Consider the following 23044-nt stretch of genomic DNA (forward strand, 5'->3'; position numbering starts at 1 on the left):
CCGTTTCTTCAAGCTTCGCAGGCACGCTCTGCGTTGAACAGCGGACTCGTCCGCAACTTGCTAAAGCCCTACAAATACTATGAAAAACATCCTCAAGAGCAGGCTGCTCGGTTCGGGCGGCCCCATCACGCTGAGCGCTGTCCTCTCACTGGGCGTCATGCCGGCCGCCTTCGCGCAGACCAGCAGCGAAAATTCGCCTGCTTCACCTGCTTCACCTGCTTCACCTGCTTCACCTGCTTCGCCTGCTTCGTCATCCGGCACAGCGGATCAGCAACAAGCCCCCGCCGCCGATCAGAGCGCTGCTGCGCCCACGGGCCTTTGGGAGCGTTCGAACCTCTTTGGCGACATGGGTGGCTTTCGGCCCTGGCTCGCGCAATACGGCTTGTCGTTCGGGCTGCAGGAAACCAGCGAGTACATGGGCAACGTGAGCGGCGGAACGAGTCGCGGGGGCGCCTATCAAGGGCTTACCGAGTTCAGCCTCGGCATGGACACACAAAAGGCGTTCGGATTGCCGGGCGGCATCCTCAATGTCTCCGGCTTCCAGATTCACGGCACGAGCCTGACTGCGCGCAACCTGCAAACGCTGCAGAGCGCGAGCGGCATCGAGGCCGAGGCCTCGACCCGCTTGTGGGAGCTGTGGTACCAGCAGACGCTGCCCGGCGGCAAGGTCGACGTGAAGGTCGGTCAGCAAAGCCTCGACCAGGAGTTCATGATCAGCCAGTACGCGAATACGTTCATGAACGCGACGTTCGGCTGGTCGGTGCTGCCGTCCGTCGATCTCCCGGCGGGCGGCCCCGCGTATCCGCTTTCATCGCTCGGCGTACGCGTGCGCGCCACGCCTACGGATGCGATCACCGTGCTTGGCGGCGTATTCGACGGCAACCCGGCGCCAGGCGAGGGCGACCCGCAAAAGCTCAACGCGAGCGGCACGAATTTCAACCTGGGTAACGGCGTGCTGGTTATCGGCGAGATTCAGTATGCAATCAATCAGCCGCCAGTTAGTAGTTCGGATGCCAGATCAAATGGGATGCCTGGCACCTACAAGCTAGGCTTCTGGTACAACAGCAACCGTTTCTCCGATCCGGCAACGGGCGTGTCGGGCGTAGGCGGCCCGGGTGGCTATCGCGGCAACTACAGCATCTACGCCGTGGCGGATCAGATGGTGTGGCGTCCGAGCGCCGATAGTCCGCAGTCGGTGGGCGTGTTCGCGCGCGTGATGGGCGCGCCCGGCGACCGCAACCTGGTGGACCTCGGGGTCAACGCGGGCGTGACGCTCAAGGCGCCGTTCAAGGGACGCGACAACGACGTGGCCGGCCTGGCCGTGGGCTACGCGCACATCGGCTCGCATGCGCAGGACTACGCGAGCGCCCAGGCAGTCTCGACGCCGGGCTACCCATCGCGCAGCGCCGAGACGGTGCTGGAAGCGACGTATCAGTATCAGATCGCGCCGTGGTGGCAATTGCAGGCAGATTTTCAGTACTTCTTCCGACCTGCCGGCGGCATTCCTGACCCGCAGAATCCGTCGCGACGCATCGGCGACGAAGCAGTGCTCGGCCTGCGTACGACGGTCGTCTTCTGAACGAAAGACATCGCACCTGTCGCCGGATTCGTGGCGGCAGGTGCGTGCAGGATGGTGAAACGTCGCATTGTCTGCGTGAGGAAGCGAGCGAAAGACGAGGGAAGACCCCGATTGGTCGTACTTGTGATTGATCTAGACTCCAGGGGCGAGTGCTGCGCAGCTATTCGATGCGGCACCAGTTTTCAAACGCAGATTTCGTTCCATGAAGCATCCGATCCAGGGATGGCTTTTGGGTGTGGTTCTTCTGGCGGTTGCCAGCGTCTCGGCGGCCGAACCCGCCAAGGCGGCGCACACCCAGAAGCCTGTCCATAAGCACGTCCAGAAGTACGCGAGGGGCCATGCTCCGAAACACGCTGTCGCGGCCGCGCCCGCGCCGGCGGCGCCCTCCGTCTCCTTCCCCGCAATCGCGAAACGCTACGAATACCAGTCGCCGTTCGAACGGCAGTACGACGCGCATCTGGCGAGAACCACCGCTGCAACGCCTGGTACTCCGGACGACACCGGCGGCACGCCCGATTCAGGGACCAACGGGGCGCGCACGCCCGGAGCCCAGATCGATAGCAATGGGGTTCCGAACCAGGCGCTTCATCCGCAAACGCCGCCGCTCGTCACGGTCGGCGACTGGGATCTCTCCGCCGACGCGCATCTTCCGCTCACGCGCTCGCATGATACGGGTGCGGCTATCAGCGCCCGGCATGGCTTCTAGAACGAAAATCGCCCCGTCCCCCACTTCCTTACCGCAGAGAGGTAATCGGTAAGGCATTGCCGTTGTCGCGCGTTGCTCCCGGGAATGCGAACGGAGCTTGCCAGTAAGCTGACAAGCTCACATTCCGCAAAAGAATCCTCCCCAGAGTCACGCCTTATGTCACAACGACGCCCAACCTGTTCGCGCATCCTGGGTCAACTCCTGCTGCCCGCGCTGCTCAGTTCCACGCTGATGCTGCAGGGTTGCGCCACGACCGCGGAAAATCTTGCTCTGGGTTTTGGTCTCGGCTCGGTCGGTACCATCTCCGCGCTGGGTTGCCTGCTCGCCTGTCAGATGAACGACGCGCGCTGGTAGCCGGCGCTCAGTAGTACATCCACCTCCCATACTGCGGCGACCAGTAGACCCAGCGCGCCGGCGGTTGCTGGTACTGCGCGCCCCAAGGTGCGGGCGGCGGGTAGTACGCGGGACGGGGCTGCGTGTACGTGGGCTGCTGCTGCGGGTATTGCTGCTGGGCGTATTGCTGCGGATACACCGGTTGCTGCTGCGCGTAGGCGGGCGGCTGCGCGTAGGCCGGCCGCTGCGGCGCATACGCAGGCGGCTGCTGGGCATAACCATACGGCTGGGGCGGCGGCGCGTATTGTTGGACCTGCTGCCGGGCCTGTGGTTGTGCCGGGTGAGAATACGGTTGGGCGTAACCCTGGCCTTGCGTCGAGTAGATCTGCGCGGAGCGCGGCGGCTCCGACTCGTCGACGGCTTCGTCGTTCGCCAGCGACTCCGGCGGCGCAACGTCGTTCTGCGCGGGCGGCGTTGCTGCAACGGCGCGGTGGTTCGCGCTTGCCTGCGCATAGGCGTGCGGCTGCGGTTGCCGGGCAGCAGGGGCGGGCGCTGCATTGGCGTTGGCAACGTTCGCGTGCGCGTTCGTCTGCGCGGGAGCGGCCGCTTCGGCCGGCGCCGCGGCGGTGGAGTCCTGGACGTCTTGCGCCTCTTGCGCTTCCTGCATCCCTTGCGCGCTTTGTCCGCCTTGTTCATCCCCGAGCGGCTTGACCACGACCGGCACGGTCATGACCGTTGAGACCTCGCCCGTATCGCTATACGTGTGCTTGATGTCGAGAATCGGCTTCTGGGCTGCCGCGCCGGCGGCCTTCTTCGCGGGCGCTGTCGCCGGTGCCGCGGCAGGCGCTCCCGCCTGCGCCAGTTCCTCCCTGGCTGCCTTGTATCCCCGGTCATAGGCCGCCTGGACTTCGCGGTCCTGCGCCGCGGCTTCTTCTTCCTTGCTGTAGGCATGGGACGCTGACGATATTGCGCAGCCCACTGCAAGCAATGCGATGGCCGTCGCGTGCTTTGCGGTCGTGTCCATGGCGGGACCTCTAATACTGTTTTTCGATGATCTCATCGTACTACGCCGCTGATGACATTCAAGCGGCGGGAAACCCCCTGGGTATGCAGCCGAACGCAAGCGCCCAACCCGGCGACGCGTGCGCCAGCAACCACTGCCGGAACGCGGCCAGGCGGCTCCGCTCGATGTCGGTCGCGCGGCCCCGAAGCGAAATGCGTTTCGCGTAAAAAACGCGTGAAGCGGTCGGCGCCCACTTCCATCCGATCGCCGCGTGCGGGTTCGCGCCTGGCGAGGCGTGTGCTTTCGAGGCACGACGCTCATGCCGTCGTGCCGCCGCCGAAATGGCGAGCGCCGCGAGATCGAACGAGTGACGTGGACGGTCCGTCATCGGGAGGCTGTTCGCGCCGCACCAGTCGCGCCTGATCGCACGGCTCAACGGGCTGTCGGTCAGCGTGGCCGCTTGCGTCAACGCTTCTACAGAGCCTGCGCGCGCCAGCAAGTCGGGCGAGCACATCGGCAGGAGCGGTTCGACGTGTCGCGGCTTCGAAGGCGCGCAGCAGCACAAGATTCGGAATTTTGCGCATGCTGGACGACACGTTAGCAAACGATCAATGTTCCTGAAAAGAAGGGCAAGACGGCACTCATCGAAGGGCGGGATTTCAAAGGAGACGCAGCGTGTTCGAAGCGATGGAGACAGCCAAGGCCACGAAGGCAATCGACCTGAATGATCGCATTTCGATTTATCAGCCCACGCAGAAGGATCTGATTTTTCCCGAACTGCCGCCCTTCGCGAATCACGCCGAGTACCGGCAGCACCTGAGACAGCGCCTCGTCGCCGCGTGCCACGCGTTTGCGGTGCAGAGCTTCGATTAGAAAGACCCGCTCACGATCGGTCCGCTGACCGCGTGGCCCTACGCAGCGTCGGCGATCGCGATGTTTGTAGCTGGCCACAGCTCCGACGCATGGAGCGCTGCCCACGCGGCTCGTCGACCACTAGCCAGGCTATTCTGGTACGCACCGTCTACTTCCGTGTGGGCTTTTCCGCATGCTGGGCTGCCGCAATCGCCTCCAGACTCGCCATCACGAATCGATTGTAGTCCTCTACAATCGCGTCACGGTCAGCGCTTGCGGAGGGCAAAACCGCCGCCTGTATCTGCCTTGGCTGGGCTATTATCTGGATTCCGAAATAGTTTCAGATGGCGAATAGCCAAGTTGCGTTGCCGCCTTTTCCGCAAGGGCCAGCAGCGCATTGTCCGTTGTAGGCGTAGGCGGTACGACGTAGAGATCGGCAATATCGGTTACCGGGTCGCTGAACGGCGTTGGCGCACTGCGCTGGGCGTGCAGAAAATCTCGGATCGGCGAAGCATCCGTGAGGCCCAGAAAACGGCCGATGCTTGCGATCGTCGTGTCCGGATCCTCGATCAGGTTGCGATAGCCGATGGTCAATGTCTGCGCCGCCGGGACTTCAGCAAAGAAGTCGATGATTTCGGTTACATACTGGCCCCACACGCGAACGCCATCGTTGACGGACCCGATCCAGTGCTTGCGCACGAGCGAATTGGCGACCCAGCCAGGGTCGCGATGAATATGAATGAATCGTGCGTTGGGCAACAACTCGTGGATCAGCCGCAGGCATGACCCGGAGCGCGGCAAGCGCTCGATCGCGCCGATGCGGCCGGAAAGAATCGTCGGATCGGCGTAAGGGGGATGCTTGTCGCCCCAGATGGGCGCCGACATTTCCAGGTCTTCACGATAAAAGCGTTCGACCCAGGCGCCAAGCGTGCGGCGGCTAAAGGCATTGAAGCGGTCGCGGCAGGCAGGGCTCAGCAAATCGGGGCGCTGGCTGCCCACATCCAGCATTTCCTTGACCAGCGCGAAGACGCGGCATTCGTTGGTTAGCTGGATGTGCGGGTGCGCATTGAGAACAGAGCAGAGAAACGTCGTGCCGGAGCGTGGTGCGCCGACAATGAATAGCGGAAAAGAACGCATTCTGCCATCTCCCTGGTTCGTCCTGCGCCGGTTTTACGTTATTGCTTCGTTTGCACCGATGTTACCGGCCGATGCTGGCGCGAAACTGACAACGGGATGGCTGAGGCGACAATGCGCCGGTTCCGCTCTGTGGGCTATTGCTCCATCGCGTTCACCGGAGCATAGGCTCGCTGCGGTTTCATCAGCATGAGCGCACCGGCCGCGGCCAGCGACGGCAGCGCAAGCATGGCGAAGGTGGTGTCGAAATTCCAGCCCAGACCCAGCAGCGCCGCGCCGACGAACGAACCGGCCATGCCACCCACGCGGCCCACGCCCTGCATCCACGCTACGCCCGTCGTGCGCGCTTCGGTCGGATAGATCATGGAAGCATAGGTCGACATCGACGTCGCCGAACTCGTGACGAGCGCGCCGCACAAGAAGAGCGCGACGCCGAGCAACATGGGGTGGTCCACGCTTGCGCCCATGACAGCAACGAGCAGCGCGGAAAGCAGATAATCGACGACGATCGTGCGGCTGGCGCCAAAGCGGTCCATCAGACGGCCGGCGATCAGGTTGCCAATGAGCCCGCCAAGCGGGAAAACGGAAGCCATCAACGCACCGTGCTCCAGGCTGAAGCCGGCCTTGTGCAGCAGTGTGGGCATCCAGTTCGTCATGAAGTAGTAGACGAGGAGGCTCATGAACATCGTGAGCCACAGCAGCAGCGTGCGGCGCCGATAGTCGTGCGTCAGCAGAAGCGCCAGCGCCGCTTTGCCGCTTGTTTTGCCGCGCGTCGCCAAATGCGCGGTGTGCGAGAGGAAGGTGCTCCCCGTGAAGTCCCTGCCCGGCGCGATGCGGCGCAGAATGCGCGCGATACGCCGCTCATTGCCGGGGCGCACGGCGAGAAATTGCGCGGATTCCGGCTGGAATACGAGCAGGACGAGGGCGAGTGCGAGCGGCCCGACGCCGCCCGCCATCAGCACGCTGCGCCAGCCGAAATGCGGAATGAGCCATGCCGAGGCCGCGCCACCCGCCATGAGGCCGCACGAGAATCCGCAGTACATGGCGTTGACGGAAAGGGCGCGAAAACGCTGCGGCGCGTATTCGGACATCATGGTGATGGTCGTGGGCATCGCGGCGCCGAGTCCGAGCCCGGTAATAAAACGCAACGCGGTGAGTGCGCCGATTGACTGCGCTTGCGCCGCAACGAGCGTGCAAATGCCAAACGCCGTGACAGCGGCAACGAGCACGCATTTGCGGCCGAAGCGGTCCGCCACCGGCCCGGCCAGAATTGCGCCGAGGCCGAGCCCCGCGAGCGCCGCACTCATCACGGCGCCCAGCTCGCCGCGTGCAACGCCCCATTCCTGGACGAGAGACGGCGCGATGAACCCGATTGCGGCGGTGTCGTATCCGTCTGCCGAAACGATCAGGAATCCAAATAGAAGCACGAGCCATTGCAACGGAGCAAAGCGCTCGGCGTCGATGAACGATTGCACGTCGATGGGGTGGGGTTTGCGATTCATCGCCGCCTGTCTCCTGAATGGTTTTCGAAAGTCCCGGGCGCTTCAGGCCGCGAGATAGCCGCCGTCCACCGGCAAGGTGACGCCGGTGACATAGGTGGACATAGTCGAGGCGAGAAACAGCACCGCGCCGACGAGTTCTTCGGGTTTGCCAACCCGCTTCATGGGTACGCGGCTCATGAAGCGTTCGAGTTTTGCCGGATCGTCGCGCGTGGACACGGTCATGGGCGTTTCGATCACGCCCGGCGCAATGGCGTTCACGCGTATGCCGTCGCTCGCGAGGTCGACGGCGAGCGACTGGGTCAGCATTTTCACGGCACCCTTGGAGGGCGAATAGCCGAGCGTGTTGGGCTGGCCCGAGAACGACGCGATCGACGCGACGTTGACGATCGCGCCGCGCGTCTTGCGCAGCGAAGGTAGCCAGGAGTGGCACACATTGAAAGTGCCTTCGTGATTGACCTTCATGACGCGCTGAAGGTTGGAGAGTGCGTTCTCGCTATCGATGCCTTCGCGGATCAGGATGCCCGCGTTGTTCACGAGCACGTCGATTGCGCCGAGCCTGGCCGCGATATCTTCAGCCACGGCGCGGCATTGCGCGGCGTTGGTTACGTCGAGCTGGCATGCGTAGGCCGCGTGCCCGTTGGCTTCGATGATGGCGGCGGTCTCGCGGGCGTTGGCTTCGTTCATGTCGGAGACAACGACGGATGCGCCGGCCTCGGCGAGTCCGATGGCAATGGCGCGGCCGTTGCCTTGGCCTGCGCCGGTGACGAAGGCAATCTTGCCGGTAAGAAGTGGGAGAGTTAAGTTCATTAGCGTAACTAAATGATAAAAAAACGAGTGATAGCGGATTCGTCTAAAGAAGGCGCTCAGTGCGCCGCGAGCGCAGGTTGCGCCGGCATCGCGTTCGGTTCGGAATTTGCCTGCCGTGCGCGGTCGGCAATATGGTTGGACGCGATGAAGCCGAACGTGAGGCCAGGTCCAAGCGTGATGCCCGCGCCGTTGTATTCGCCGCCCATGATGCTGGCGGCGTCATTGCCGGCGGCGTACAGGCCGCCAATGGGTGAGCCGTCGCGCGCAAGGGCCTGGGCGTGCTCGTTCGTGCGCAGACCCATGAAGGAGCCAAGGTCGCCCGGGACGAGCTTGATCGCATAGAACGGGCCGTTGGCCAGCGGCTCGACGCACGGGTTGGGCGCGTGCAGCGCATCGCCCTGGTAGCGGTTGTAGGCCTTGCTGCCACGGCCGAATTCGAGGTCGCGGCCAAGCCGCGCGCCTTCGTTGTACTGCCGCACGGTCGCGCCGAGTGTGGCCGCATCTACACCAATCTCCTTCGCGAGCGCTTCAACTGTTTTGCCGCGCTTGAGATAACCATTGCGCAGATGCGGGCCGAGCGGCATGGGGAAGGGCTTGACGAAGCCGAGCCCGTAGCGCCGGATGGCCGCGTGATCGGCAATGAGCCAGCACGCGGTTTCCGTCTTGTCCTTCGAAGCGGCGATCATCGCCTGCACGAGGTCGTGGTACGAGTTCGCCTCGTTCGCAAAGCGCCGCCCGTCGAGGTTCACCGCGATCACGCCCGGTTTCGCCCGGTCGATGAAGTGCGGCATGATGCCCGTCGAGCCATCCTTGCGCGGCACGAGCGACATGGGCGTCCACGCGGCGGCATTCGAAAGACTGCTGTCGAACACGCCGCCCACCGCTTCGGCCATGCGGATGCCATCGCCAACGTTGGTCTGGGGCGTGGGCGAGTAGTGGCCGTGCCCTGCCTGTACGTGCGGATAGGTAGCCTTGCGCCGTTCGAGGTCGTGCGGGAAGCCGCCCGTAGCGAGCACGACGGCGTGCCGCGCCTTCACTTCGATTCGTTTTCCTGCACGTTCGAGCACCGCACCCGTGACGCGGCCGCCCTCGCACAGCAAGCGCGTGGCGGGGCACGACAGCCAGACGGGAATATCGAGGTCGGCAGCGGATCTGGCGAGCCGAGCGGCGAGCGCGTTGCCGTTGGTGAGCGTCATCCCCCGGCCGAACTTCATCACTTCCCGAAAGTGCTTCGTAAGACGTTTGGTCACGTACCAGGCGGATTCGAGCGAGCGCGTCACGCGCATGAAGTGGACGATGTCCTTGCCCGAGCCGATCGTGACGCCAAAAACCGTCAATTCCGGCAGCACCGGGCCGAGTGTCTTGAGCAGTGGCCCAAGTTCACGCGCATCGTAAGGGCGCGTGACCATCGAGCGGCCGCCTTGCGCCGCGCCGGGCGCTTCGGCGTGGTAGTCCGGGAACGTGAGCGGCATGTCGAACTGCACCGCCGTGTTGGATGTGAAAAATTCCACCGCCTTCGGGCCGTTCGCGAGAAAGGCGCGCACGCGCGCTTCGTCGAATGCGCGGCCCGCCTGGTTGCGGATATAGGTCAGCGCCTGATCCGGCAGTTCATGGTGGCCCCACGCCTGCGCGAGATGCGTGTTGGGAATCCAGAGCCAGCCGCCCGACCGCGCGGTCGTGCCGCCGTAGTACGCGGCCTTCTCCGCCACGATCACCTTCAACCCGCGGCTCGCGGCCGTAATGGCCGCCGACATGCCGCCCACGCCCGAGCCAATCACGAGCCAATCACGAGCACATCGCATTCTGCTTGCGTCAAAGACATCGACTTCTCCGTTCTGGTGCGGACGGCGTTGACCAACGCCGTTTCCTTGAGCGCTAGATTAAACCTAGCTCGCTAGAGAATATCTTGTAGTTAACCCTATGCAACTGCATTAGATAATGACTAATGCTATACTGCGCCCACCTTTGGATAACGGGGACGGACGTGGAAAACACCGAAACGGAGGCAGCGCCCGAGCGCGAGCGCCGTGGCATACAGTCGATCGAAGTGGGAGGCGAGATCCTCAAGGTACTGGCCGACGAAGCGAGGCCCATGGCGCTGCGCGATCTCGTGAAGGCGGCGGGCATGCCATCGGGCAAGATCCATCCGTACCTGGTGAGTTTCGGCAAGATCGGACTGGTCGCGCAGGACCCGGCCACGGGGCACTATCTGCTTGGACCCATGGCTATCCAGCTGGGGCTCGCGAGCCTCCAGACGCAAAACCCCATCCGCGAGGCCACGCCTTTCGCCGAGGCGTTGTCGGAAGAGACGTCGCATGCGGTGGCGATCGCGGTGTGGGGCAATCTGGGCCCGGTGATCGTGCGCCTGATCGACGCTTCCTATCCCATCCACACGAACATCCGCACCGGCACGGTCATGTCGCTCGCGAATACGGCGACCGGCCGCCTGTTCTCGGCGTTTCTCCCGCGTAAGTTCACTGAGACGCTGCTGCTCGACGACCGTATCCGGCTCGGCCCCGACATTGCGCATCCGCTGGAAGCGTCGGTGGTCGAGGCGATGATCGAGGAAGCGCGCGAGCGGCGCATGGCGCGCAGCATCAATCATCCGACGCCGGGCATTGTGGCGTTCTCCGCGCCGGTCTTCGACTACTCGAAGAACATTGCGTTGACGCTCACCATCATGGGCCCGACCGGCACGCTGGACACCGACTGGGACGGCCCAGTCGCCCGCGCGCTGCGCGATTGCGTGGAAGCGATATCGCGGCGGCTGGGCTACCGGGCCGCGTGAATTGAAGCGCGAAAGTTAGCGCAGATTCGCCTGGAAAAACGCGAGCACGCTTGCGTCTAATTCCTTGTGGAAGGCGACCCGGTCGAAACCGTGCTCATCCACGCAGATCTCGGGCGTCTTCTCTTTCATCGCCTCGGCGCAGGGCGCAAGAAAGGCGAAATGCGCCGAGTTGGGCACGAAGTGATAGTCGGGTTTGCGAGGCAGCGTCCTGGCAAGCGCGGGCGCGTTGTGGGGCAATACGCCGTCGCCGCCATACTGCGAAGCCCACAGCTGGATGGGGGCTGTCACGTTCTTCAGATTGCTCGCAGCAGGGAATTCGTTGAGCGGATCGGTGAGCACGAACGCCTTGATTCGTGTGTCGCCCGGCAGCGGCGGGGGCACTTCCCCACGCGCGACTTCGTCGCAGACCGGCGGCCTCGGGTCCGGGCAAGGCACATCGGAGTGCAGAAAGTCCGGCACGCCGCCCGCTAACACCAGACCCGTATAGCCGCCGCGCGAAAAGCCAAAAAAGCCGATGCGTTGCGGGTCGATTTTCGCTGCGTCGGGCGCGGCGCTCAGCATGTAATCGATCAGGCGCTTGATATCGGTCGGCCGCTCGATGAACACGGATATATCGCCGGAGCGGCTCGGATCGACAAACGAGTCGCCGGGATGGTTGATTGCGGCCACAACGAAGCCCGCGTCGGCCAGCGTCTCCGCAAGGTCATGGTGACCCAGATATGAGCCGGTGTGGCCATGCGAAATGACGACGAGCGGAAGTTTATCGCCGACGGTCGGGCAGTCGCGCCGCCCGTGCAGGATGTAAGGACCAAACGGCACGTCCTCCGCGGGCGCGGCGCATGGCGTCCACACCATGGCCTTCAATGCCGGGCCATTGGCGTCGGCGGGAATGTCGAGGCGCCTGAAGCCTGCGGCGTGCGCGGTTGTCGCGAGCAGGTAGAAGAGCACAGTCAATATCGAAGCAGCGGCATACAGACGTTTCTTGCGGGTTGTCGTCATGGCGCTTCCAAAGAGGTTGCCGATTATTCCCACCTTCGCTCTACTAAATCCGCTACGCCAGTGCCGATACATCTGTCCAGGCTTAATGTTTCCTGGCGTTTAGTCAGTTGGCGGTTACCGGATTATATCGAGGCGAATCGCTCACGGCGTCGCGCGTGCCGTTGGCATCGTGCAAGCTGTATATAGTACGTATCACTAAGCAATAATCAACCTGCGTTCGGCACTGCGACTTCCGCCGCCATCGAGCCCACCGTCATCGCGGGGAATGCATCGCTGAATTTCGGGTGAACTGGCTTTTTACCAGCGGACACAAATGTTGTTCCCGTGCGGCTCTTTATCTCAGGTGGTCGCCTATTTACCATGCATTCACCTGCTGCAAACAACCGTTCGCAGCCCTTCAAAACCTTCGAGGTGAATCATGAAAGTGAAAGTTCTGGCTTCGGCCCTGTCAATCGCCGTGGCACTCGCCGCGCCCGCTATCGCATTTGCTCAGTCCAACGGCGCGCTCACTCGCGCAGAGGTTCGCAATGATCTCGTCCAGCTTGAAAAGGCGGGATACCGGCCCGGAGATGGTGATCAGGCGACTTACCCGCAGCAGATCCAGCAGGCCGAAGCGCGGGTGACCCGCTCGGCTGCGGCATCGAGCGGCTTTGGCGGCGTGGTCAGTGGAACTTCGGCGTCCGGGCAAGCTACGCCGGCCGCACCCCAGGCGGATATTCCGGGTCTGCGACCGATTTACTCCGGCCAATGACTCCCGCTTTTGCGCCCGGTTGGATTACGCAATCGGGCGCCTTGCGCTGGCACAACATAGTGCGCGCGCGTTACATGCAGGAATAACTGCATTGCCGCGAAGCCGGGTCCGGCTTTGATTCATCCTCGCCGCTACCTCAACCGGAGGCTCGGCGGTCAGCAGTTCGATCTCGAAGCGCACGTCGGGAATCTCGCGGACGTCCTGCTCCAAAATGGCGCGATATCCCGCAAGACCAAACGGACGGTCGTTATGGACGACGTCCAGGGCGACGAAGTCTCCGAGACAATCCCAATCTCGCCGGTTCAGAACGTCGATGTAGCGCCGGTAGAGCGTGCTCATATCGTGTGCGCCCAATACGGTCTCCTTATCGCATGACGATGCACAGACGATCGTAGACGAAAGCCGCGTACGGGGCGAACTTAAAAGAGAGGAACGGAAGTTGCGCTAAGCAGGGGTCCGCACGCGGGCTGTGTCCCGCGTTGCGGCAACGATCGAAGAGGAGCGAAGCCCTGCTATGCCGCAGGAAGCACTTTGGTTTCTGCTGATAGGCGTGCTCCTGATGTTCGTGGCGCTCGCGCGGGGCCCTATCGCGCGCCTGCCGCTCACGGGCGCGATGATCTATCTGGCCTTTGGCGTCGTGGTGGGGCCGGGTTTGCTCGGTCTCGTCCATACCGACCTCGCCCAGAACGTACGCATGCTCACCGTTTTGGCGGAGGCCGGGCTCGTGGTCTCGCTGTTTTCGGTGGGCATGCATCTGCGCGTGCAACTGCGCGAGCCGCTCTGGTGGTTGCCGCTGCGCCTCGGCGTGCTCGCCATGGTGTTCAGCGTCGCGCTGATGTTCGCGTTCGGCGTGGCGACGGGTGCGGCCACGGGCGTCGCATTGTTTCTCGCCGCGGCGCTCGCGCCGACCGACCCGGTGCTCGCCAACGAACTGCGTGTGCATGAGGCCGGCGACGCGGAGCCCGTGCGATTCGCGCTCTCGGGCGAGGGCGGCCTCAACGACGGCGCCGCCATGCCGTTCGCGGTGCTCGGTCTCGCGCTGTGCGGCGTGCACGGCGCCGACACGCAAAACGCGGCGGCGTTCGCCGCGTGGCTGGCGTGGGGCGTCGTGGGCGCACTCCTCGTTGGCGTGGTGCTCGCCAAGGTTTGCGTGCGCAGCGTGTTCTATTTGCGCACGCGCCATGGCGAAGCGGTGGGGCTCGACGGCTTCATCGCAATCGGGCTGATGTCGGTTACCTACGGCGTGGCGCTGCTGCTGCATACGTATGCGTTCGTGGCTGTGTTCGCGGCGGGCGCGGCGCTGCGTCACGAAGAACTGCGCGCGTCCGGCGAGCGCCTTCCTGCCGAGGCGCTCGAAAGCGTGCAGCTAGGCGAGCGTACCGAAGTCGCGACAGATCCCCAGCGCGCGCACGCGTGGCTTGCCGAAGGCATGACGGGGTTCACACTGGAAATCGAACGGCTGGCCGAGTTCTCGGTACTGCTGATCATTGGCTGCGTGATTTCGGCGCACTGGCGCGAAATGCTCGACCTGCGCACGGTGCTGTGCGCGCTCGTGCTGGTGTTCGTCGTGCGGCCGTTGGCTGTGCTCGCCGCAATGATGGGCTCGAGCGCTCAAGGCCCGCAGCGGCTCCTGATGGCGTGGATGGGCATACGCGGCGTCGGCGCGTTCTACTATGCGGTGTGGGGCATCGACCAGGCGGGCGACGTGCTGCGGCCCGTGCTGCCCGCCGCCCTCGATGCGATCGTGCTTTCCGTCGTGCTGCACGGCGCGACGGCGGGCTACGTACTCGAGCGCTATTACCGGAGCGAGGAGGCGCGCGCCGAATCGGAACACCGGTTGCGCCCGAGACAGGCAGCCCGCTCAAGCTCATGACGGATTAGCGGCGTGCCGGCTGCGAGAACGACGGGGTTGATGGCTCTCGGAACCCTCGCTCCTGAGCGAAAACCTGTTCGGGCACAGCCAGTGCGCATAGAGCAGGATACTTTCAAAGGAGCCGGCAATGCTTTACTACGCGATCGTTTTCTTCGTGATAGCCATCATCGCGGCTGTCTTCGGGTTTGGCGGGATTGCCGCGGGCGCGGCGGGCATCGCCAAGATTCTGTTCCTGATCTTCGTGATTCTCTTTCTGGCCAGCCTGCTTTTTGGCATCTCGAGGCGTTAACGGGTCCCACGCGGGGTCCACGGCGCGCCGCCACACGGCGGCGCCGGAGCGGTTGTGCGCCCGATATTCAGGAGTCCACCCATCATGAACATTTCCTTTCCCGAAGGTCCAGTCGGGTACGACACGCAGGAGTACGCGCTAACCTTTGTTGCGGTGGCGGATTCTGTCCCGGTGGATTGTGCGATTACGGCTGAGGCGCTGGAGGATCGCTTCGGCGCGAAATCATTGCGCGAGCCCGACTTGCGCCTCGCGTTCCATCGTAACCGCGCCGCCATCGAGGCGGCCGCCGCCCGACTCATCGAGGAGACGGACGGCAAGCCGGTGATCCTTCACAGCGGCTACTTGCGCATGTACGGCACGAGCAGGCACTGACTACTTGCCCGCTCCCGCCTTGCAACGCGCAATCTGCTTCTTCGCTTCTTCCACCACGTGCTCCGGCGTGAAGCCGAATTTCGTCCTCAGCGCCTTGAGCGGCGCGGAGGCGCCAAACGTGCGCATGACGATCTGCGATCCCTGGCGGCCGACGTAGCGGTCCCAGCCGAGTGTCGCCGCCTGCTCCACGGCCACGCGCGCATGGATGTCCGGCGGCAGCACCGAATCCTGGTACGCCTCGTCCTGCAATTCGAACACGTCCCATGAAGGCATCGAAACCACGCGCGCCGCGATTCCCTCCTGTTTCAGCGTTTCGTATGCGGAAATGCACAGCGAAATCTCGCTGCCCGTGGCGAGGAGCAGTACTTCGGGCTGCTTGCCATCGGGTGCGTCGGCGAGCACGTATGCTCCACGCTGCACGCCTTGCGCGCTCGCGTATTTCGTGCGGTCGAGCGTGGGCAGCGTCTGGCGCGTCAACACCAGGCAGGCCGGTTCATGCGTACGCGTAAGCGCAACGCGCCAGGCCTGCGCGACTTCGTTGGCGTCGGCGGGGCGCAGCATGAGCAGGCCCGGTACGCTGCGCAGCGCGGCGAGCTGCTCGATCGGCTGGTGCGTGGGTCCGTCCTCGCCGAGACCAATCGAATCGTGCGTGAACACGTAGACCACGGGCAGCTCCATGATCGCGGCGAGCCGGATCGGGGGCTTCATGTAGTCGCTGAAAATGAGGAACGTCGATCCGAACGGCCGCAAGCCCGAAAGCGCGAGACCATTGGAGACCGCGCCCATGCCATGTTCGCGAATGCCGAAGTGCAGGTTGCGGCCGTCGTAGTGATCGCGCTCGAGGCTTCCCGCGCCCTCGAACTTGAGATTGGTCTTGGTGGAGGGCGAGAGGTCGGCGGCGCCGCCGATCATCCACGGCACGCGCTGCGCAATGGCGTTGAGCACCTTGCCCGACGAGTCGCGCGTGGCGAGGCCCTTTTCATCGGCTTCGAAGGTGGGAATGTCGGCGTCCCAGCCCTCGGGCAGCTTGCCCTCGAGCATCAGGCTTAGTTCCTTCGCCGGCTCGGGGTAGCGCTTCGCATAGTCGTCGTAGCGTTGCTGCCACGCTTGGTGCACGGCCTTGCCGCGCGCGCCCATGCCTTGCGCGAAACGTTCGTACACGCCATCGGGTACGAGGAACTGCGCGTCCTCCGGCCAGCCGTACGCGCGTTTGGCGAGCCGCACTTCTTCCTCGCCCAGCGCCTCGCCGTGCGCCGCCGCCGTGTCCTGCCGGTTCGGCGCACCCCAGCCAATGATGCTCTTCACCACGATGAGCGTGGGCTTGTCGGTCACAGCCTGCGCTTTTTCGATGGCGGCTTCTATGGCGTTCGTGTCGTTGGCGTCGTCTACGTGCAGCGTGTGCCAGTGGTAGCCGCGAAAGCGCGATTCGACATCGTCGCTATAGGCGAGGTCGGTATGGCCCTCGATCGTGATGCGGTTGCTGTCGTAAAACCAGATCAGATTCGACAGACCCAGATGGCCCGCGAGTGACGCCGCTTCGTGCGAGACGCCTTCCATCATGTCACCGTCGCCGCACAGCGCATAGACGCGGTAGTCGAAGATCGTGGCGTCGGGGCGATTGAAGCGCTGCGCTAGCCAGCGTTCGGCCATGGCCATGCCCACGCTGTTGCCGAGCCCCTGGCCGAGTGGCCCGGTGGTCGTCTCGACGCCCGTCGTCCAGCGATATTCCGGGTGCCCCGGCGTCAAGCTGTCGAGCTGGCGAAAGTGTTTGATATCGTCGAGCGAGACGGCGGGCTTTCCCGTAAGCTTGCCTTTTTCGTCTATGGCTTGCACGCCCGTGAGGTGCAGCATCGAATAGAGCAGCATGGAAGCGTGGCCGTTCGAGAGCACGAAGCGGTCGCGATTCGGCCATCGCGGCGCGGCAGGGTCGTAACGCAGATGATGCTGCCAGATCTGGTACGCGAGCGGTGCGAGCGCCATGGGCGTGCCGGGGTGGCCGGAATTGGCCTTTTGCACGGCGTCCATCGACAAGGTGCGGATTGTGTCGATGGCGAGGCGATCGAGATCGGATGGGTCGGCTTTCGTGGGCCTTGCATTCGACGTTGCATTCGATGACATGAGTTGGGACTCCTCGGCAGGGGCGCGCTGCGAGCGGGCGGCGCGCGAAGGAAATGATGCGCAAATGCGGTGCCAGCTAGTGCACCGCGTTTTGCGCCGCGCTTGGGACCATATGGGCATAGGCTTTGCGGTTTGGCACTGTCACGTCCCTCCTTTTTGCTTACCGAGCCGATGCGCGGAAAAACGCGACACAAGACCGGCGCGGATGTGGGCGTGGGCCGCGCCGTTGCTGAAACCTCGCACGCGCGAGCTACGACGTCGCGCGGCTTTCACGCGAACCCAACGGCTCGCGGCGCGATCGTCAACGTGGGTTCGGCGCTCGCTTCGCGCGCAATGCCGCTGCAAGCCCCGTATTGCGGCAGTGCGAGATTCGCGGTGCGCGGCCTGACTGACGCCTTGGCTTCCTTGGCTGGCGATGGAATTTGCGCGCTGCGCAGGCAGGCGCGCTCACCCTGTTGATCGTATTCCTTTTTGAGTGCGCTCGCGCTCGGCACGCACGATGCATATGAAATCACTCTGCTGCCGGGGCACGATGGCAGGGACGTGATTCCGGACCGTACGACGATATGGGCGACGTTTAGAAAGAAGCGGGAGTCAGGTGCGGTCGCGAATGATGTCCGCTTAAAACGATAAGGCATCCTTATTAAGAAGACAGGTTTGAAAACCTGGATGCCAAATTATCCGGCTTCGTTCCCGGAGGCACTGCCGTATGTGCTGTGTCAGCACGGCTACTGTTACCGACGCGTCGCATTGTTTTCGGACGAATGGTGGCAGAAATTGCCGCACATTAATTCGTTTTCACGTCGCAGTTGATTCGTTCTGCGAAGTCATGCGATGCTCTTCTTGCCCGGGACCCGGCGATGCCATCACATCCAGTCGGGCCCGCACGCCGCAGACAAACGGCGTGAACGGGTTGATGCGACGAGACCAGCGAAGTGCCCCAACACCAAGGAGGCAACATGAGCACGCAGCTGCAATCTCGCACCCACGCCGCATCGCCAAACGATGCGCATCGCATTCAAGCAAGCTTACAGTCACTCCAGCCCCGAAAGTCGCCGCAGCGCTCGCGCACCGCCATCAGCGCGGCCAGCGTCGCGACACTATTGCTCGCCTGCGCAAACTGTTTTGCCGACACGCAGGTGGGCGGCCCGCTGCCGCCCGCGCCCGATATTCTGTACGGTGACCTTTTCGTCGCGGTGCAGACCGCGCAGATCTTCTCCGACCAGAAGACCTTCGTCGACTCGACGCCGAATACGGACCCCGCAACCATCGTGCAGCTCTATGAAGCGCAGAAGAACCAGCCTGGTTTCTCGCTGCTGAACTTCGTGAACCAGTACTTCACGCCGCCGCCTGACCAGAGCATCACGCCGCCCGCGGGGCAGACCTTGCGCCAGCATATCGACTGGCTATGGACCGGGCTCACGCGCACGACCACGACGGCGCCCGACAACAGTTCGCTCGTGCCGTTGCCGAAGCCCTATGTCGTGCCCGGCGGGCGCTTCAGGGAGGGCTATTACTGGGACACGTACTTCACGATGCTCGGGCTCCAGGAGTCGGGCCATGAAGATCTCGTCGACGACATGCTCGACAACTTTGCGTACATGATCAACACGTTCGGCCATATACCGAACGGCAATCGCACCTACTACCTGAGCCGCTCCCAACCGCCGTTCTATTCATACATGGTGGAACTCGCGGCGCAAAAGGAAGGCAACAGCGTCTATCAGAAGTACCTGCCCGCGCTGCGCAAGGAGTACGCATACTGGATGCAGGGCGCGAGCAGCACGCCGCGAGGGCAAGCGACGCGCAACGTGGTCGTGCTGAAGGACGGCACCGTGCTCAACCGCTACTGGGACGAACTCGACACGCCGCGCGACGAGTCGTATATCGAAGACGTGCAGACCGCGCAGCAGGCAACGGGCCGCCCCGCGAACGAGGTCTACCGCGACCTGCGCGCGACGGCCGAAAGCGGCTGGGACTTCAGTTCGCGCTGGTTCGGCGACAACCAGAACCTCTGGACCGTGCGCACCACGTCGATCATTCCCGTCGACCTGAATAGCCTCTTGTTTCATCTGGAGACGACGATCGTGCGCGCCTGCACGATCGCGCGCGACTTTGGCTGCGTGGGGCAATTCGCGAGCTACGCTGCGCGACGCGCCCAGGCCATCAACCGTTACCTCTGGAACAACAAGGGCTACTACGGCGACTACGACTGGCAGCTCGGCAAGTCGCGCGACAACCAGACACCCGCGATGATGTATCCGCTGATGGCGGGCGTGGCCTGGCCCGAGCGCGCGCAGAAAACAGCGCAGACGATGCAAAGCGTGCTGCTCCAGCAAGGCGGCCTCGCCACGTCGACCTACAACACCGGCCAGCAATGGGACGCGCCCAACGGTTGGGCGCCGCTGCACTGGATCGCGATACAGGGCCTCAAGCAATACGGGCGCGGCGATCTTGCGAAGCCGGTCGGCACGCGATTTCTTGCCGATGTCGAAAACGTCTATAACACGCAGCAAAAGCTCGTCGAGAAATATATCGTCGAGGGCGCGGGTGAAGGTGGCGGCGGAGGCGGCGAATACCCGTTGCAGGACGGCTTTGGCTGGACCAACGGCGTGACGCTGATGCTGCTCGATATGTATGGGGGCGGGCAGTAGGTGTGAGAGAGGACCGCTTCTAAACCGGCGCGGCTAAAGGAAAATCGAGCGCAGCGAAGCGGTCCACCTGTTCGAGTCTGAGCAGCGCGGACTTGCGATCCACGCCGCCTGCATAACCGGTCAGCGCGCCGTTTGTCCCGACAACACGGTGGCACGGAACGATCACGGAAACAGGATTGCGGCCTACGGCGCTCCCCACTGCGCGCGCGTGTCCGGAGTCCAGGTGCAGGCGCCTCGCGACTTCCGCGTAAGTGGTCACACTTCCGTACGGAATGGCCTCGAGCGCTTTCCAGACCCGCCGCTGAAACGGCGTGCCCCGCAATGCAATGGGAAGCTCGAAGTCCCGTCTGTCGCCTGAAAAGAACTGCGTGATTTGCCGCTGGGCGTAAAGCGCGAGTGGCGGCGCTCCTGTTCCAATGCGCGTAAGCAGCATCTGCGGAAAGTACTTCTGGCCCATGAAAAAGAGGCCGGTCAGGAAATCGTCTTCTACGCGCAGCGCGATATCGCCCAATGGACTTGGAATCAGATAGCCGGGTGTCATGTGCGTTGGCCCTCGAGTTGGTTCCACATGTGAAGGGTTGCATACGCGCGCCACGGTTCCCACTGCTGCGCATGGCGGCCGAGTGCCGATGCGCTCGCGTAGCCCAGTTGCCTTTTCAGCGTCAGGTCACACGTTGGAAAGGCATTGGGCCACGCGAGTGCACGCATGGCAATGTACTGCACCGCCCATTCACTTACGCCGTCGATGCTCCGCAGCGCGCGCAGCGTGTCTTCCAGCGGCGCGGCGGGCTCGAGCCTCATCCTGCTTGACGACACTTCGGTTGCGAGCGCAACGATCGCATCGGCGCGCTTTCGCGTCATACCCGTGTCTTCGAGTGCGCAGGCCGGCGCGCGCGCGAACGTGGCCGCAGAGGGAAAAACGCGGGTCAACGCCTGCGGCGCACTGACCTGCGTGCCAAAGCGCTCAGCAATGCGCGAAAGGACGCTTTGCGTGCGCGATGAATGCAGCGATGGCCCGGCTAAGGCGCACACTGCGATCTCGAAGCCGTCTATCGCACCGGGAAGTCGCATGCCCGGTGAGCCGGCCGCCAGATCGCCGAGATGCGGGTCGATCAGATCGGGGCGCGCGTCGAGATCGAACAGACGTTTGACGCGCGGCAGAAGCTGCCCCACGACCGGCATGAGCGAGATCGGCAAAGTCACTTCGATCGCGTAGCGCTGTGGCGCGTGCCGTGCGCTGATCCAGCCGTGGATGTCGCGGCCGTGATGGCTCAATGCGAGCGTGCGCGTATAGATTTCGTCGCCGATATGCTCTACGCCGGGTATCTGGCGGCGTGCGAGGAACGCGAGAATGCCGGACCAGCAAAACGGTGGCCGATAACCCAGCGTAAAGGTCGCGCTTTGCGCATTCTGGGCATGCGGGGCATCGGTTTGCTTTCGGAACCGGAGCGGGTTCAGGCCGTATTGCTTCAGGAAGAGGTCGTTCAACCGCCGCACGCTCCCGAATCCCGCCGCGAGGGCAACGGCGTTCACGGGCAAGCGGGTATCGGTTAGCAGCCGCTTGGCCATCAGAAGCCGCTGGGTTTGAGCAAACTCCAGCAGCGATACCCCGAACTCTGCGTCGAAGATCCGCCGCAGGTGGCGGTCGGTCACGCCTACGCGCGCCGCCAGGTCGGCCAGGCTGCCGGAGTTGAGGAAGCCCTCTTCGATCAATGACGCGGCGGCGTGCGCGAGCCGGCTCGATACGTCCAGCAGGCCGTTGCCAGGGGCCAGTTCGGGGCGGCACCGCAGGCAGGGGCGAAAGCCCGCGCGCTCGGCCGCTGCGGCGTTGGCGAAAAAGTGGCAGTTCTGGCGCCGGGGCGTGCGAACCGGGCACACCGGGCGGCAGTAAATCCCGGTAGACGAAACGCCGACGAAAAACCAGCCGTCGAAACGGCGGTCTTTCGCGAGCATGGCCTGGTAGCAGGTGTCGGGATCGAAGCGCATGTGGAGACTGTAAAGCAGATTCGGGGAGGAATCTGGCCAGATTCGGACATGAGTATTCGAGCCCGGCGCGCCGTTCAATAGCGCACGCGCCGTATGCCTTAACAGCGTCTTAATGACTCGAACGGATAAACGTATTGGATTTGCTTCGTTGCCAGGCGGCGTGCGGATCACGTAGATTGAAGCCATTGCTTACCTGAAAGGCTTGCTGCGTGACTACCCCTGCCACATTCACCGCTTCTGGCACCGCGACCCAACACTTCGAGATTCTTCCCTTGAAAGCGCCACTCGGCGCGGAAGTGGTCGGCCTCGATATCGCGAAGCCGGTGTCGAGCGAAGATTTCGCACGCATTCATCGCGCACACCTCGATCATCACGTTCTGGTGTTTCGCGACCAGCGCATCACGCCGGAGCAACAGGTCGCGTTCAGCCGCCGCTTCGGGCCGTTGCAGATCCACGTGCTGAATCAGTTCGCGCTGGCGGGCCACCCGGAGGTGCTGATCGTCTCGAACATCGTGGAGAACGGCAAGCCCATCGGCCTTGGCGACGCGGGCCACTTCTGGCATTCCGATCTTTCATACAAGGAGAAGCCGAGCCTCGGTTCGCTGTTGCACGCGCAGGAGTTGCCCGCAGAGGGCGGGGACACGCTGTTCGCCAACATGCATCTCGCGTGGGACACGCTGCCTGCACACCTGCGCAGCGCCGTGGAAGGCCGGCGCGCCGAGCATACCTACCTCGCGCGCTATGCGGAACTCCAGGCGCGCAGCCCGTGGCGGCCGAATCTCACGGCGCAGCAGATCGCGCAGGTGAAGCCCGTTGTGCATCCTGTCGTGCGCACGCATCCCGAGACGGGCCGCAAGGCCCTCTTCGTGAGCGAACACTTCACGACGCGCATCGTCGATCTGCCCGAGGACGAAAGCCGCGCGCTGCTCGACGAACTGTTCGCCCACAGCGTGCGTGCGGAGCATTGCTACCGCCACGAATGGCGCGAATATGACCTCGTGTTCTGGGACAACCGCTCGCTCATGCATCTTGCGGCGGGCACGCCCGATCACCTGCGCCGCAAGCTCTATCGCACCACCATCGAAGGCGACACGCCGTTTTGATATGAGCCGCGGGGTGTTTATCGCGCGTCGCGCATTAAACAGAATAAAAAGGAATCCATAGCATCCCGTTTTCTAATGGTAATGCGTGGATGGTACGGATGAGCAGGACCGAGAACTCACGCGCCCGAACGGCTTTTGGTTATGCCCTTCGGCGCGCGCAGCGCCGCCGGAAGGATGAGCGCCTTGTCACTCCGG

At 63.6% G+C, this 23044-nt stretch carries 23 protein-coding genes; 11 read left to right on the top strand and 12 right to left on the bottom strand.

What is annotated here, in order from left to right; all coding sequences use genetic code 11:
* The first annotated feature begins 79 nt into the window (after positions 1 to 79).
* The 3 genes from L0U83_RS29465 to L0U83_RS29475 all read left to right on the top strand — a co-directional run bounded on the left by L0U83_RS29465 (position 80) and on the right by L0U83_RS29475 (position 2639).
* Positions 80 to 1579 carry a carbohydrate porin gene (locus L0U83_RS29465; protein ID WP_233887654.1) on the top strand — a complete coding sequence of 500 codons (1500 nt, stop codon included), beginning with the start codon at positions 80 to 82 and terminating at the stop codon, positions 1577 to 1579.
* A gap of 202 nt (positions 1580 to 1781) precedes the next feature.
* Positions 1782 to 2285, top strand: a complete 504-nt coding sequence (locus L0U83_RS29470; RefSeq protein WP_233887655.1) for a hypothetical protein — start codon at positions 1782 to 1784, stop codon at positions 2283 to 2285.
* 156 nt (positions 2286 to 2441) lie between these two features.
* A complete protein-coding gene (locus L0U83_RS29475; RefSeq protein WP_233887656.1) occupies positions 2442 to 2639 on the top strand; it encodes a hypothetical protein in 198 nt (65 codons plus the stop codon).
* A 7-nt stretch (positions 2640 to 2646) separates the two neighbouring features.
* Here the strand turns inward: L0U83_RS29475 and L0U83_RS29480 are convergent, their stop codons facing one another.
* Positions 2647 to 3642 (bottom strand): hypothetical protein, encoded by a 996-nt coding sequence (locus tag L0U83_RS29480; protein ID WP_233887657.1) that lies wholly within the window; start codon positions 3640 to 3642, stop codon positions 2647 to 2649.
* 58 nt (positions 3643 to 3700) lie between these two features.
* Positions 3701 to 4135, bottom strand: coding sequence for a hypothetical protein (locus tag L0U83_RS29485; protein ID WP_233887658.1), 435 nt, complete (start codon positions 4133 to 4135; stop codon positions 3701 to 3703).
* Positions 4136 to 4296: 161 nt separating this feature from the next.
* Between L0U83_RS29485 and L0U83_RS29490 the strand changes: the two genes are divergently transcribed.
* Positions 4297 to 4494, top strand: coding sequence for a class II aldolase/adducin head domain-containing protein (locus L0U83_RS29490; RefSeq protein ID WP_233887659.1), 198 nt, complete (start codon positions 4297 to 4299; stop codon positions 4492 to 4494).
* A gap of 297 nt (positions 4495 to 4791) precedes the next feature.
* Here L0U83_RS29490 and L0U83_RS29495 read toward each other — a convergent pair whose 3' ends face one another.
* The 4 genes from L0U83_RS29495 to L0U83_RS29510 form a co-directional block, all read right to left on the bottom strand.
* Positions 4792 to 5610, bottom strand: a complete 819-nt coding sequence (locus L0U83_RS29495; RefSeq protein ID WP_233887660.1) for a sulfotransferase family protein — start codon at positions 5608 to 5610, stop codon at positions 4792 to 4794.
* Between the two features lie 134 nt (positions 5611 to 5744).
* The gene (locus L0U83_RS29500; protein WP_233887661.1) at positions 5745 to 7109 is read right to left on the bottom strand and encodes an MFS transporter; all 1365 of its coding nucleotides are present in this window, start codon (positions 7107 to 7109) and stop codon (positions 5745 to 5747) included.
* A 42-nt stretch (positions 7110 to 7151) separates the two neighbouring features.
* Positions 7152 to 7916 carry an SDR family NAD(P)-dependent oxidoreductase gene (locus L0U83_RS29505; protein WP_233887662.1) on the bottom strand — a complete coding sequence of 255 codons (765 nt, stop codon included), beginning with the start codon at positions 7914 to 7916 and terminating at the stop codon, positions 7152 to 7154.
* A gap of 56 nt (positions 7917 to 7972) precedes the next feature.
* Entirely contained in the window at positions 7973 to 9718 is a 1746-nt protein-coding gene (locus L0U83_RS29510) for an FAD-dependent oxidoreductase (protein ID WP_233887663.1), read from the bottom strand.
* Between the two features lie 182 nt (positions 9719 to 9900).
* Between L0U83_RS29510 and L0U83_RS29515 the strand changes: the two genes are divergently transcribed.
* Positions 9901 to 10704 (top strand): IclR family transcriptional regulator, encoded by an 804-nt coding sequence (locus L0U83_RS29515; RefSeq protein ID WP_233887664.1) that lies wholly within the window; start codon positions 9901 to 9903, stop codon positions 10702 to 10704.
* Positions 10705 to 10719: 15 nt separating this feature from the next.
* On the opposite strand, the gene L0U83_RS29520 is transcribed toward L0U83_RS29515, so the two are convergent.
* Entirely contained in the window at positions 10720 to 11703 is a 984-nt protein-coding gene (locus L0U83_RS29520; RefSeq protein ID WP_233887665.1) for an alpha/beta hydrolase family protein, read from the bottom strand.
* Positions 11704 to 12121: 418 nt separating this feature from the next.
* Here L0U83_RS29520 and L0U83_RS29525 point away from each other — a divergent pair, with 418 nt between their 5' ends.
* Positions 12122 to 12454 (top strand): DUF4148 domain-containing protein, encoded by a 333-nt coding sequence (locus L0U83_RS29525; RefSeq protein ID WP_267939537.1) that lies wholly within the window; start codon positions 12122 to 12124, stop codon positions 12452 to 12454.
* Positions 12455 to 12478: 24 nt separating this feature from the next.
* On the opposite strand, the gene L0U83_RS29530 is transcribed toward L0U83_RS29525, so the two are convergent.
* Positions 12479 to 12793 carry an ester cyclase gene (locus L0U83_RS29530; RefSeq protein WP_373321125.1) on the bottom strand — a complete coding sequence of 105 codons (315 nt, stop codon included), beginning with the start codon at positions 12791 to 12793 and terminating at the stop codon, positions 12479 to 12481.
* Positions 12794 to 12968: 175 nt separating this feature from the next.
* On the opposite strand from L0U83_RS29530, the gene L0U83_RS29535 reads away from it, so the two are divergent.
* The 3 genes from L0U83_RS29535 (at position 12969) to L0U83_RS29545 (ending at position 14988) form a co-directional block, all read left to right on the top strand.
* Positions 12969 to 14327, top strand: a complete 1359-nt coding sequence (locus L0U83_RS29535; protein WP_233887667.1) for a cation:proton antiporter domain-containing protein — start codon at positions 12969 to 12971, stop codon at positions 14325 to 14327.
* Between the two features lie 127 nt (positions 14328 to 14454).
* On the top strand, positions 14455 to 14616 hold the full coding sequence (locus L0U83_RS29540) for a DUF1328 domain-containing protein (protein ID WP_158761410.1): 162 nt from the start codon (positions 14455 to 14457) through the stop codon (positions 14614 to 14616).
* An 84-nt stretch (positions 14617 to 14700) separates the two neighbouring features.
* Positions 14701 to 14988, top strand: coding sequence for a DUF1488 family protein (locus L0U83_RS29545; RefSeq protein WP_233887668.1), 288 nt, complete (start codon positions 14701 to 14703; stop codon positions 14986 to 14988).
* Here the strand turns inward: L0U83_RS29545 and tkt are convergent, their stop codons facing one another.
* Positions 14989 to 17106, bottom strand: coding sequence for a transketolase (gene tkt, locus L0U83_RS29550; protein ID WP_233887669.1), 2118 nt, complete (start codon positions 17104 to 17106; stop codon positions 14989 to 14991).
* Between the two features lie 269 nt (positions 17107 to 17375).
* The gene (locus L0U83_RS40930; RefSeq protein ID WP_373321126.1) at positions 17376 to 17621 is read right to left on the bottom strand and encodes a hypothetical protein; all 246 of its coding nucleotides are present in this window, start codon (positions 17619 to 17621) and stop codon (positions 17376 to 17378) included.
* Positions 17622 to 18065: 444 nt separating this feature from the next.
* On the opposite strand from L0U83_RS40930, the gene treA reads away from it, so the two are divergent.
* Positions 18066 to 19760, top strand: coding sequence for an alpha,alpha-trehalase TreA (treA, locus tag L0U83_RS29560; RefSeq protein ID WP_233887670.1), 1695 nt, complete (start codon positions 18066 to 18068; stop codon positions 19758 to 19760).
* A 19-nt stretch (positions 19761 to 19779) separates the two neighbouring features.
* Here the strand turns inward: treA and L0U83_RS29565 are convergent, their stop codons facing one another.
* On the bottom strand, positions 19780 to 20301 hold the full coding sequence (locus tag L0U83_RS29565; protein ID WP_233887671.1) for a methylated-DNA--[protein]-cysteine S-methyltransferase: 522 nt from the start codon (positions 20299 to 20301) through the stop codon (positions 19780 to 19782).
* Positions 20298 to 21746: a DNA-3-methyladenine glycosylase 2 family protein gene (locus L0U83_RS29570; RefSeq protein WP_233887672.1), complete on the bottom strand. Its 1449-nt coding sequence runs from the start codon at positions 21744 to 21746 to the stop codon at positions 20298 to 20300. The genes L0U83_RS29565 and L0U83_RS29570 overlap by 4 nt, the downstream gene beginning before the upstream one ends.
* 209 nt (positions 21747 to 21955) lie before the next feature.
* Between L0U83_RS29570 and L0U83_RS29575 the strand changes: the two genes are divergently transcribed.
* Positions 21956 to 22849: a TauD/TfdA dioxygenase family protein gene (locus tag L0U83_RS29575; RefSeq protein WP_233887673.1), complete on the top strand. Its 894-nt coding sequence runs from the start codon at positions 21956 to 21958 to the stop codon at positions 22847 to 22849.
* Positions 22850 to 23044 lie beyond the last annotated feature (195 nt).

The sequence above is a fragment of the Paraburkholderia flagellata genome (assembly GCF_021390645.1).
Classification (GTDB): Bacteria; Pseudomonadota; Gammaproteobacteria; order Burkholderiales; family Burkholderiaceae; genus Paraburkholderia; species Paraburkholderia flagellata.